The organism is Burkholderia sp. 9775_39, from assembly GCF_015712225.1.
Lineage (GTDB): Bacteria > Pseudomonadota > Gammaproteobacteria > Burkholderiales > Burkholderiaceae > Burkholderia > Burkholderia cenocepacia.
This window is the reverse complement of record NZ_JACCQC010000016.1, coordinates 1-11,391: the sequence shown is the minus strand read 5'-3', so window position 1 is coordinate 11,391 and position 11,391 is coordinate 1. Positions and strand designations below refer to the sequence as shown.

The following is an 11,391-nucleotide window of genomic DNA, read 5'->3' as shown; positions in this document are numbered from 1 at the left end:
CCTCGACTAGCGTCGCTCCGAAGTGGTTTCGGTCAACGTTCGCGGTGTCATAACCGTATTCGCCTTGTTCGCGTTGAGTTGTGTACTGCATCGAACACCCGGAGGCCGGGCATTCTCAATTCGTTGGTAGGCTCGATTGGACTCGAACCAACGACCCCCACCATGTCAAGGTGGTGCTCTAACCAGCTGAGCTACGAGCCTAGAGAAGCTAAGATTATATGGAGCCGTTACGGGCTTGGCAAGTGTTTTTATGCGGTCGCAGCAAAATAACGCGGTTCCGACCCCATCACACCTTCCGCCCCGCCCGCACGACGCCCTGCACCTCGCCGAGCAGCGTACATGCGCGCTGCACCTGCGCCGAATTCGATACCTCGACCGTGAACTGCATGAATGCCGCATTGCGGCGGCTCTGCGTCTTCACGCCCACGACGTTGATCTTTTCGCGGGCGAACACTTCGGAGATATCGCGCAGCAACCCTTGCCGGTCGCTCGCCTCGATCATCAGGTCGACCGGATAGACGGACGCGCCGCGCCCGCCCAGCACGTCGGCCGACCAGGTCGTCTGCAGCACGCGTTCCGGCGCACGCTCGACCATCCGGCGAAACGTCGGGCAGTCGGTGCGGTGGATCGACATCCCCTTGCCGCGCGTGACGAAACCGCTGATCGGATCGGGCGGCGCCGGACGGCAGCAGCGCGCCAGTTGCGTCAGCAACGCGTCGACGCCGACCACCAGCACGCCAGTCGACGCGCCGTGCGCGACGCTCGCGCCGCTGCTGCGCTTCTCGAAATCGGCCGGCGCCTCGGGCGCCGGTTCCGGCGGCGGTGCGTCGGACAACGCGTGCTCGACGTTACGCAGGCTGAATTCTTCCTTGCCGACGACCGAGAACAGCTCCTCGGGCGACTTGAAGCCGAGCTTCGCGGCGAGGTTGTCCAGGTTGACCGACGTCTTGCCCTCGCGCTGCAGCGTCTTTTCGACCAGCGCGCGACCATGCGCGACGTTTTCTTCCTGCTCGATCGAGTTGAACCACGCGCGCACCTTCTGCCGTGCACGCGGGCTCTTCAGGTAACCGAGCTGCAGGTTCAGCCAGTCGCGCGACGGGCCGCCTTCCTTCACCGCGACGATCTCGACCGTCTGGCCGTTCGCGAGCGACGTGTTCAGCGGCACCATCACGCCGTCGACGCGCGCGCCACGGCAGCGATGGCCGAGCTCGCTGTGCAGGTGGTACGCGAAATCGACCGGCGTCGCGCCCTGCGGCAGCGCGATCACGCGCGCCTGCGGCGTCAGCACGTAAATGTGATCGTCGTCGAGCGACGTCTCGCGCAATTGCGCCCACGCCTGGTCGCCCGACACTTCGGTGCCGTCCTCGACGTCGTCCTTCCACGCGAGCAACTGGCGCAGCCACGCAATCTTCTCGTCGTACTTGTCGCTCGCCGAGAACTGGCCGCCATAGCCACGCGCGCCGGCCTCCTTGTAGCGCCAGTGCGCGGCAACGCCGTACTCGGCGAAGCGATGCATCTCCTGCGTGCGGATCTGCACTTCGAACGCACGGCCGTCGTCGCCGATCACGACCGTATGCAGCGACTTGTAGCCGTTCGGCTTCGGCCGCGAGATGTAGTCGTCGAATTCCTTCGGCACCGGCTGCCACAGGTGATGCACGATGCCGAGCACCGCGTAGCAATCCTTGATGTCGGGCACGATCACGCGAAACGCGCGCACGTCGTACAGCTCGGAGAAATCGAGCTCCTTGCCGCGCATCTTGCGCCAGATGCTGTAGATATGCTTCGGCCGGCCGCTCACGTCGGCCTGGATGTGCGCTTCCGCGAGCTCGTGCTGCAGCCGCGCGATCGCCTGCGTGACGTACGCCTCGCGCTCGATGCGCTTTTCGTCGAGCAGCTTCGCGATCCGCTTGTAGGTGACGGGATCCTCGAAGCGGAACGCGAGATCCTCGAGCTCCCACTTCAGTTGCCAGATACCGAGACGGTTCGCGAGCGGCGCATAGATCTCGAGCGTCTCGCGCGCGACGTCGGGCGGCGGATCGAGCTTCGCGGCCGCGTAATAGCGCAGCGACTGCAACCGCGACGCGAGCCGGATCAGCACCACGCGGATGTCCTGCGCGAAGGCGAGCAGCATCTTGCGCAGCGCCTCGATCTGCGTGCGCCGCTCTTCCGCCGCGTCGCGCCCGGAGTCGGGCTTTGCGTTCTGCGCGGCGCGCAGGCTCACGGTACCGAGCCGCAACAGCTTGCGCACGTCGGACACGAGCCGCGCGACCTCGTCGCCGAAACGCTCGGTCAGCTCGCGCTCGGGGTCGCTCAGGTGCGGCGTCAGCACGAACAGCGCGGCGGCCTGCATCGCGGACGGATCGACGTTCAGCGTGCGCATGATCGCCGCCGTGCCCGCCGAGTGGTCGGCGAGCAGCTCGCCCGACGACAGGCGCGCGTCGCCGGCCCGCTCGCGCACGAACGCGAGCACGTCGTCGAACGACGGCGCCGCGACGGGAAAGGCGGAAACGGATTCGGTCATTGCACGGCCTGCCGGAATACGGTCATCGTCGGATAACGCTCAGCTCCGCTGCGCGGCGACGACCACGATCTCGACGAGCAGCGCCGGATCGGCAAGCTTCGCCTCGACGGTGGCGCGCGGCGGCGTGTTGCCCGGCGCGACCCATGCATCCCACTCCGCATTCATGCCTTCGAAGTTCGCGAGATCCGAGATGTAGATCTGCACCGACAGCAGATGCGCCTTGTCGCTGTTCGCTTCGGCGAGCAGGCGATCGATGTGGCCGAGCACTTCGCGCGTCTGGCCGCGGATGTCCTGCGTGGTGTCTTCGGCGATCTGGCCGGCCAGATACACGGTGCCGTTGTGGATCGCGGTTTCGGAGAGCCGGGCCCCGACGTGGTGACGAATGACTGCCATGAAAATGTTCCGGTCGTGATGAGTGAGGAATCGGACGGCGGCACGGCCCGCGTGCCGCCGAACCGCATATTATGACGCGTTTATGCGTCGCCTTCGACGAAAAACCGCCGCGCGAGCGCAATCTGGTCGGCGCTGACGAAGGCGGGCGCGTGGCCCGCGCCCGGAATCTCGACCTGCGTCACATGGCGGCCGCGGCGAACCATTTCGGCCACCGTCTCGCGCGACAGCAAGTCGGACGTCTCGCCACGCACGACGAGCAGCGTCGCATCGGTCGCCTCGATCGCGTGCCACAGCGCGGCTTCGCCGAGTGCGGCCAGTTCGGGCGTCGTGGCCTTGAACGGCTCGGCGATGCGCGGGTCGTAGCGCATCGTCCAGCCGCCTTCGGGCAGCTCGTGCAGCAGCGGCCCGTTGATCTCGCGCCACTCGTCGGCGCTCAGCGCGCCGAACGGCAGCGACAGCGACGTCAGGTAGTCGATCCCCTCCTGCTCGGTCGCAAAGCGCGGCTGCACGCCGAGGTATTCGCCGATACGCGTCAGCGAATCGGGCTCGATGCGCGGGCCGACGTCGTTGACGATCATCCGGCGCACCGGCGAACCGGGCAGCCCGGCCAGCGCCATGCCGATCAGGCCGCCCATCGACGTGCCGAACCAGTCGACCGATTCGACGTCGAGCCGCGCAATCAGCGTCACCATGTCGGCCACGTACTGCGGAATCGCATAGTGCCGCGGATCGGCCAGCCGGTCCGATTGGCCGCGCCCGACGACATCGGGGCAGACGACGCGATACGTATCGGACAGCGCGGCGGCAAGCCGGTCGAAATCGCGTCCGGAGCGGGTCAGGCCATGCACGCACACGAGCACGCGCGGATTCGCGGGATCGCCCCACTCGGTATAGGCGACGTGGTGAAGGCCGGCCGCGCTCGCACACTGCACGCGCCGCTGGCGGGGAACCGGGGGATTCGCTGGGGTCGTTGGCATCGTTGGCATCCTGTCGAACGGGGGCGACGCGCGGGACAACGCCTGCGGCGCCCGATGCAAACGATTGTAAACCGCTTCGGAATGACGGGCCGCGACGCGCCCGGCCCACCATCCGGAACGGGTTCAATCGTGGCGGCGCCACGCGTGACGCAACTGCTCGCGCAGGAAATCGACGAACGTCCGCACGCGCAACGACACGTGACGGCCGCCGGGATAGACGGCATGCAACGGCGCGGCGGGCGCCTCGAAGGCCGGCAGCACGCGCACGAGCCGACCGGCGTCGAGATCGGCGCCGACGTCCCAGATCGACTTCAACGCAATGCCCGCGCCTTCGAGCGCCAGCGTGCGCGCCGCGCCACCGTCGTTCGTCAGCAGCGTGGCCGTCACCTCGACCGCCACGTCACCTTGCGCGCCGTCGAACCGCCATTCGGCACGCGGCTGATCGCCCATCACAATGCATCGGTGTGCACGGAGCTCGGCCGGATGGGCCGGCCAACCGTGCGCCGCGAGATAGCCCGGCGACGCGCACAGCACGCGATGATTCGGCGCCAGCTCGCGCGCGATCATCGTCGAATCGGCCAGATTGCCGATCCGCACGGCGACGTCGATATCGGCTGCCAGCAGATCGACGACCGTATCGGTCAGCATCAGCTGCACGGTCAATTGCGGATGTCGCTGCTGAAATGCCGCAATGAGCGGCGCGATCCGCAGGCGGCCAAGTTCGCCGGGCGCCGTCACGCGCAGCACGCCGCTGACCGTGCCACGGCGATCGCGCATCAGCGTTTCGGCATGCTCGACCTCGGCCAGGATGCGCAGCACCTGCGCATGAAACTGCGCACCGTCGTCGGTGAGCGTCTGCTGCCGCGTCGTCCGGTGCAGCAGGCGCACGCCGAGTCGCGACTCGAGATGCGCGAGCCGCTTGCTGACGACCGACAACGACAGGTCGAGTTCGCGCGCCGCCGCCGACAGGCTGCCGGCCGACACGATCCGCGCGAAGGTATCGAGCGCCGGGAAATCGTCGATCAGCGTCATGGCGCGCACCTCGCCCCAACCTTTCCTTTTTTCGAATAATCCATTCGCATTTTGCCAGTATTTGCATGCAGAACGGAAACCTACCATACCTGTTCCGCGTCGTCGCACGACGCCTTCACAGGACCCTCGAAACCATGTCGATCCGCCTTCGTTCGGCCGCCCGCCCCCTCGCGCACGCATTCGCGGCAGCCGCCTGCGTCGTGGCGCTCTGGCCCGCCGCTTCCCGTGCCGCCGACCTCGTCGCACCGCACAGCCTGACCGTCGCGGCAGGCTTGCCGGCCGCGCAGGCCCGCGCGCAAATCCTGGCCGCGCGCCGCTACGGCACCTTCTGGAATACCGGCGACCCTGCGCTGGCTCGCGCGGCGCTCGCCGCCGACTTCACCGACCGAACGCTGCCGCCCGGCCGCGAACAAGGCGTACCGGGGCCGCTCGCGGCCTCGGGCACGATGCGCGACGCGATCCCGGACCTGCGCTGTGACATCGAACAGATGATCGTCGCGGGCGACCGGGTCGTCGTGCACCTGCATTTCCGCGGGCATTTCACCGGCGCTTTCAACGGAACGGCGGGGCGCGGACAGGCGATCGACTTCATCGCGACCGATATCTACCGGATCGACCAGGGCCGGATCGCGGAAAACTGGCACATCGAGGACAACCTGACGCTGATGCGTCAGCTCGGGCTCGTCGGCTGACGGAGGGAACGATGACTCACGGCAACCACCCTCCCGCGACGCCGCTGCCGCGCCGCACGTTCCTGGCCCAGGCCGGCGCCGGGCTCGCGGCCGGCGTCGCGGCGGCCGCAGGCGCCTCCCTGCCGGCAACCGCCGCGCCAACGGCGGCGCTCGCCGCACCGGGCGCCACGCCGTTCTGGCCCGACGGCGCGCGCATCGTGATCTCGATCTCGATGCAGTTCGAAGCAGGCGGACAGCCGCCCACGGGCGCGGACAGCCCGTTTCCGACCGTCGCGTTCCCGCCGTCGGTACCGGTCGATCTCGCCTCGGCCACCTGGTTCGCGTACGGCTACCGGGAAGGGATTCCGCGCCTGCTCGATCTGTGGGACCGGCACGGCGTGAAAGTGACGTCACACATGATCGGGGAAGCCGCGCGCCGGCACCCCGATCTGGCGCGCGAGATCGTGTCGCGCGGCCACGAAGCCGCCGCGCACGGCCCGACGTGGCGCGCGCAATTCGCGATGAGCCGCGACGACGAGCGCCGCTTCCTGACCGAAGCACGCGACATGGTCGAAGCGGTGACCGGCCAGCGTCCGACCGGCTACAACTGCAACTGGCTGCGGCGCGGACCGCATACGTTGTCGCTGCTGCAGGAACTCGGCTACACGTATCACATCGACGACGTCAGTCGCGACGAACCGTTCGTCGAGACCGTCGGCGGTCGCGATTTCGCCGTGGTCCCGTACACGCTGCGCAACAACGACATCCTGCTGATCGAAGGCCGCCACTACACGCCGGCGATGTTCCTCGAGCAGATCAAGCTCGATTTCGACCAGTTGTACGCGGAAGCCGGGCAGCGGCGCAGACTGATGTCGATCAGTGCGCACGACCGGATCAGCGGCACGCCGCAGATGGTCCGCGCGTGGGACGACTTCCTGCACTACGCGCGATCACATCCGGGGGTCGCTTTCATGCGCAAGGACGATATTGCGCGCTTCGCGCTGCGCAGCCCGTCGACGCTGCGCGAGACCGAAACGATCTGACCGGATGCCGTTCAACTCATCACCAGGAATGACCTTCATGAATGATCCGCTCCACGGCAAGAACGTCCTCGTCGTCGGAGGCAGCTCCGGCATCGGCGCCGCCACCGCGGCGGCTTTCGCGCGACACGGCGCGCGCGTGACGATCGCGTCGCGCGATCCGGGCAGGTTCGACGTCGATGCCATGCCGGGCGCGCACGTGCGGACCGAAACGCTCGACATCACCGATACGGCGGACGTCGATGCGTTCTGCGCGCGCGCCGGCCAGTTCGACCACGTCGTGATTTCAGCCGCGAAGACGGCCACGGGCGCAGTCCGTGCGCTGCCGCTTGCCGACGCGCAGGCTGCGATGGACAGCAAGTTCTGGGGCGCGTACCGCATCGCCCGCGCGATCGATATCGCGCCCGGCGGCTCGCTGACGTTCGTGTCGGGCTACCTCAGCGTGCGACCGAGCGCGTCGTCGGTGCTGCAAGGCGCGATCAATGCGGCGCTCGAGGCGCTCGCCCGCGGCCTGGCGCTCGAGCTCGCGCCGGTTCGCGTGAATACCGTGTCGCCGGGCCTGATCGCGACGCCGCTGTGGGACAAGCTCGCGCCCGATGCACGCGACGCGATGTACGCCGGCGCGGCCCGGCGGCTTCCGGCCCGCAGGGTCGGCCAGCCGGAGGATGTCGCGAATGCGGTCCTGTATCTGGCGGCCACGCCTTATGCAACCGGTTCGACGGTACTGATCGACGGCGGCGGCGCGATTGCGTGACGCATGCGGTCATGACAAAACGCCCCGCGTTCCGTGAGGAACGCGGGGCGTCGAGCATGACGCAACGACGTGATGCTAGGCCACGGCGCTGACGTCGAGCGGTGCGCCCGTCTTCGACTGGATCTCTTCGGCGCTCACGCCGTCGGCGAGTTCGAGCACCTTCAGGCCGGCCGGCGTCACTTCGATCACGCCGAGATCGGTGATGATCAGGTCGACCACGCCGACGCCCGTCAGCGGCAGATTGCATTCGTCGAGGATCTTGTGCTGATCGCCTTTCGCGACATGCTCCATCAGCACGACGACACGCCCCACGCCCGCGACGAGGTCCATCGCGCCGCCCATCCCCTTGATCATCTTGCCCGGGATCATCCAGTTCGCGAGGTCGCCCTGCTTGCTGACCTGCATCGCACCGAGGATCGCGAGGTTGATGTGGCCGCCGCGGATCATCGCGAACGAATCGGCCGACGAGAAGATCGACGAGCCCGGCAGCGTCGTGACGGTCTGCTTGCCGGCGTTGATGAGATCGGCGTCGACTTCGTCTTCGGTCGGCGACGGGCCGATGCCGAGCAGGCCGTTCTCCGACTGCAGCCACACCTCGACGCCTTCCGGCACGTGGTTGGCGACGAGCGTCGGCAGGCCGATGCCGAGGTTCACGTAGAAGCCGTCCTGCAGTTCCTTCGCCGCGCGCGCGGCCATCTGGTCACGATTCCAGGCCATGTCAGTCTCCTTTCGCGCGTACGACGCGTTGTTCGATGCGTTTTTCGGGCGTCGCGTTCAGCACGATGCGCTGCACGAAGATCCCCGGCGTATGGACCTGGTCCGGATCGAGCGCACCGTTCTCGACGATCTCCTCGACCTCCGCCACGGTGATCTTGCCGGCCATCGCGCACATCGGGTTGAAGTTGCGCGCGGTGCGGCGGTAAATGAGGTTGCCGGACTTGTCGGCCTTCCATGCCTTGACGAGCGCGACGTCGGCCGTCAGCGACGGCTCGAGCACATAGTGGCGATCGCCGAACTGGCGCGTTTCCTTGCCTTCCGCGATCACGGTGCCGTAGCCGGTATTCGTGAAGAACGCGGGGATGCCCGCGCCGCCCGCGCGCAGCTTTTCGGCGAGCGTGCCCTGCGGCGTGAATTCAAGCTCGAGTTCGCCGGCAAGGTACTGGCGCTCGAACTCCTTGTTCTCGCCGACGTACGACGAGATCATCTTCTTGATCTGGCGCGTTTCCAGCAGCAGGCCGAGGCCGAAACCGTCGACGCCCGCGTTGTTGCTGATGCAGGTGATGCCCTTGACGGCCGAATCGCGCAACGCCGCGATCAGCGCCTCGGGAATCCCGCACAGGCCGAAGCCGCCCACCGCGAAGGTCTGTCCGTCGCGGACGATCCCCTCCAGCGCGGCAGCCGCGCTTGGATAGACTTTGTTCATCAGTTGTCCCTTCCTCTATGGAAACCAGCAAAACCGGTTCACGCGCCACGTGGCGCAAGCCCGCCGCATCATTCTATGCATGCGCGGCAAAGCCTGCGTCGAGGCACGCTGTTTTTATGTCGCGACACACCGCCGCGAGATGCCTGAAAGGGTACGATGTGACGCCGATGCGGCACAATACGCAAAAATACATAAGCATTTGCCTCCGCTTGCCTGCGCCATGCCCGATCTCGATTACCAGACCGCCTTCCATCTCGCGCCGCTCGGCCTCGTGCTGTCGCGCGACCGCGTGATCGAGGACTGCAACGACGCGCTCGCGTCGATCTTCCGCTGTGCGCGGGCCGACCTGATCGGAAAATCGTACGCGGTGCTCTACCCGTCGACGGACGAATTCCAGCGGATCGGCGAGCGCATCGCACGCGTGATGGTCGCGAACGGCATCTACTCGGATGACAGAATCATGAAACGCGCGGACGGCGAGCTGTTCTGGTGCCACGTGACGGGCCGCGCGCTCGACCGCACCGCACCGCTTGCGGCCGGCGTCTGGACCTTCGAGGATTTGAGCGCGACGCGCCGCGTCGCGGTCGAGCTGACCCCGCGCGAGCGCGAGATCGCCGCGCAGCTCGCGACCGGCAAGACCAGCAAGCAGATCGGGCGTGTGCTCGACATCAGCTCGCGCACGGTCGACATCTACCGCGCCCGGCTGATGCGCAAATACGGAACGAACAATACGCCGGAGCTGCTGCAGCGCCTGCTCGGACAGTGAACGTGCGTCGCATCGCGGCGCTCGAATGACGATCGGCCGCACACGGCGGCCGATCCGGGGAAACATCGGGGCAACAACGAACACGGCGCGCCACCGGCAACCCGGTGCCGGCCTGCCGATAGCCGCGCTCAGCCGACTTTCGTCGCGAGCGCGTGCTCGATCGTGTCGCGCAACAGTTGCGGCAGTGGCACCGACTTGCCGAGCGCGTAATCGACCCACACGCAACGCGCGTTGCCGCGGGCATAGACATGCTGCGGATCGTCCGCGCGCGTGAGCTCGAACCCGGTGTCGAAACTGCTTCGGCCGGGCTTCGCGGCCGACATCTTCGCGATCACGTCGCCCGGATAGTGCAGTTGCTTGAGGAACTCCATCGACGCGGTGACGATGACGGGCCCCTGCCCCTCGCCGTTGCCGCCGGCAATGCCGAGCTGCTCGAACCACGAAATCCGCGCCTGCTCCATGTAGCGGAAATAAACCGTGTTGTTCACATGGCCGAACGCGTCCATGTCGCCCCAGCGGATCGGCATCGACATCTCAAAAACGGGGGAGTAATCGTTTGTTGCGTTTGTTGCGCTCATTGCAGTCTTCTTTGTTGCTGAATGTCATCCGCTCACGCGAGGCCGAAGCCGTCGTCCGCGGAGATGATCGAACCATTGATGAACTGCGACTCGTCGGCCGCGAGCAGCAACAACAGCCCGTCGAGATCCTGCGGCTTGCCGACACGCCGGCGCGGCAGCATCGACTGCAGCTTCTGGCCCTGCTCGGTTTCCCACAGGTAATGATTGATTTCGGTATCGATATAGCCCGGACAGATCGCGTTCACGTTGATCCCGTGGCGGCCCCACTCCAGCGCCATCGCGCGCGTCATCTGCACGACCGCGGCCTTGCTCATCGCGTACAGCCCGATCTGCGGGAATACGCGCAGCCCGGCCACCGACGCGATGTTGATGATCCGGCACGGCGGCTTGCCGTTGCCGCCGCCGTTTGCGCGCATGATCATCCGCTTCGCGACTTCCTGCGCGACGAAAAATGCGCCGCGCGTATTCGTATCGAACACGAACTCGAAATCCGCGGGCGTCACGTCGACGAGCTTCTGCATCGTCGACACGCCCGAATTGTTCACGAGGATGTCGATCGTGCCGGCTTCCGTCTCCGCATGCGCGACGGCCGCCTTGATGCTCTGGACGTCGGTCACGTCGAGCGACACGACGTGCGCCGCGCCGCCCGCCGCCTCGATCTCCGCGCGCAACTCCTTCAGGCGCTCGACGCGGCGGCTCGCGAGCACGACCTTCGCGCCGGCCTGCGACAGCACCTGCGCAAAACGCTGCCCGAGGCCGCTCGACGCGCCCGTGACCAGCGCAACCTTGCCTTCCAGATTGATCGATCGACCCATTTGCACATCCCCTTTCGATGTCGTTTCGCCGGCCCGGGCGGCACAGCCCGAGCGGCATTACCCTAGCACAAAAAATAGAACGATCGTGCTAATCTACCTGCATGTTGTTGCGGCAAGCGTTTCGTTTCGCAGACAATACGCTCCCGAATAAAAGCATTCTAACGGTTAGAGGAACGCCAATGACCCCCGCAAGCCTCATCGAGCAATACGGCCCGCGCGAATCGATGGAATACGACGTCGTGATCGTCGGCGGCGGCCCCGCCGGGCTGTCGGCGGCGATCCGGCTCAAGCAGTTGGCCGCCGAGAAAGGCGCCGAGATCGGCGTGTGCGTGCTCGAGAAGGGTTCCGAGATCGGCGCGCACATCCTGTCGGGCGCGGTGATGGACCCGCGCGCGATCACCGAGCTGTTTCCCGACTGGAA

Annotated in this window: 13 protein-coding genes and 1 tRNA gene; 5 read left to right on the top strand and 9 right to left on the bottom strand. The window is 66.7% G+C overall.

All coding sequences use genetic code 11. The features are described from left to right. Positions 1-124: 124 nt before the first annotated feature. The 5 genes from H0X90_RS21450 to H0X90_RS21430 all read right to left on the bottom strand — a co-directional run bounded on the left by H0X90_RS21450 (position 125) and on the right by H0X90_RS21430 (position 4,923). Positions 125-201 (bottom strand) — tRNA-Val (locus H0X90_RS21450). Between the two features lie 85 nt (positions 202-286). Further along, positions 287-2,521: a bifunctional (p)ppGpp synthetase/guanosine-3',5'-bis(diphosphate) 3'-pyrophosphohydrolase gene (locus H0X90_RS21445; protein ID WP_077190116.1), complete on the bottom strand. Its 2,235-nt coding sequence runs from the start codon at positions 2,519-2,521 to the stop codon at positions 287-289. A 39-nt stretch (positions 2,522-2,560) separates the two neighbouring features. Further along, on the bottom strand, positions 2,561-2,914 hold the full coding sequence (locus tag H0X90_RS21440) for a RidA family protein (protein WP_006486103.1): 354 nt from the start codon (positions 2,912-2,914) through the stop codon (positions 2,561-2,563). Positions 2,915-2,994: 80 nt separating this feature from the next. Further along, the gene (locus tag H0X90_RS21435; RefSeq protein ID WP_077190144.1) at positions 2,995-3,891 is read right to left on the bottom strand and encodes an alpha/beta fold hydrolase; all 897 of its coding nucleotides are present in this window, start codon (positions 3,889-3,891) and stop codon (positions 2,995-2,997) included. A 123-nt stretch (positions 3,892-4,014) separates the two neighbouring features. Further along, entirely contained in the window at positions 4,015-4,923 is a 909-nt protein-coding gene (locus H0X90_RS21430; protein ID WP_006495363.1) for a LysR family transcriptional regulator, read from the bottom strand. 134 nt (positions 4,924-5,057) lie between these two features. Here H0X90_RS21430 and H0X90_RS21425 point away from each other — a divergent pair, with 134 nt between their 5' ends. From H0X90_RS21425 to H0X90_RS21415, 3 genes are read left to right on the top strand one after another with little or no spacing between them, the layout of a single operon-like run. Beyond that, positions 5,058-5,615 carry an ester cyclase gene (locus tag H0X90_RS21425; protein ID WP_006486092.1) on the top strand — a complete coding sequence of 186 codons (558 nt, stop codon included), beginning with the start codon at positions 5,058-5,060 and terminating at the stop codon, positions 5,613-5,615. An 11-nt stretch (positions 5,616-5,626) separates the two neighbouring features. After that, positions 5,627-6,637, top strand: coding sequence for a polysaccharide deacetylase family protein (locus H0X90_RS21420; protein ID WP_006495365.1), 1,011 nt, complete (start codon positions 5,627-5,629; stop codon positions 6,635-6,637). A gap of 37 nt (positions 6,638-6,674) precedes the next feature. Continuing rightward, complete coding sequence (locus H0X90_RS21415; protein ID WP_006488511.1) at positions 6,675-7,388, top strand: SDR family oxidoreductase; 714 nt, start codon at positions 6,675-6,677, stop codon at positions 7,386-7,388. 75 nt (positions 7,389-7,463) lie between these two features. Here the strand turns inward: H0X90_RS21415 and H0X90_RS21410 are convergent, their stop codons facing one another. Continuing rightward, positions 7,464-8,105, bottom strand: a complete 642-nt coding sequence (locus H0X90_RS21410; protein ID WP_006495368.1) for a CoA transferase subunit B — start codon at positions 8,103-8,105, stop codon at positions 7,464-7,466. 1 nt (position 8,106) lies between these two features. After that, on the bottom strand, positions 8,107-8,811 hold the full coding sequence (locus H0X90_RS21405) for a CoA transferase subunit A (RefSeq protein ID WP_006488507.1): 705 nt from the start codon (positions 8,809-8,811) through the stop codon (positions 8,107-8,109). A 220-nt stretch (positions 8,812-9,031) separates the two neighbouring features. On the opposite strand from H0X90_RS21405, the gene H0X90_RS21400 reads away from it, so the two are divergent. Further along, positions 9,032-9,577, top strand: a complete 546-nt coding sequence (locus tag H0X90_RS21400) for a LuxR C-terminal-related transcriptional regulator (RefSeq protein ID WP_006488515.1) — start codon at positions 9,032-9,034, stop codon at positions 9,575-9,577. A 128-nt stretch (positions 9,578-9,705) separates the two neighbouring features. On the opposite strand, the gene H0X90_RS21395 is transcribed toward H0X90_RS21400, so the two are convergent. Together H0X90_RS21395 and H0X90_RS21390 are read right to left on the bottom strand one after the other, a co-directional pair. Beyond that, positions 9,706-10,155, bottom strand: coding sequence for a thioesterase family protein (locus H0X90_RS21395; protein WP_006488508.1), 450 nt, complete (start codon positions 10,153-10,155; stop codon positions 9,706-9,708). Positions 10,156-10,187: 32 nt separating this feature from the next. Beyond that, positions 10,188-10,970, bottom strand: coding sequence for an SDR family oxidoreductase (locus H0X90_RS21390; protein WP_011545236.1), 783 nt, complete (start codon positions 10,968-10,970; stop codon positions 10,188-10,190). A gap of 179 nt (positions 10,971-11,149) precedes the next feature. Between H0X90_RS21390 and H0X90_RS21385 the strand changes: the two genes are divergently transcribed. Then, a partial coding sequence (locus H0X90_RS21385) for an NAD(P)/FAD-dependent oxidoreductase (RefSeq protein WP_196438163.1) occupies positions 11,150-11,391 on the top strand: 242 nt, incomplete at its 3' end.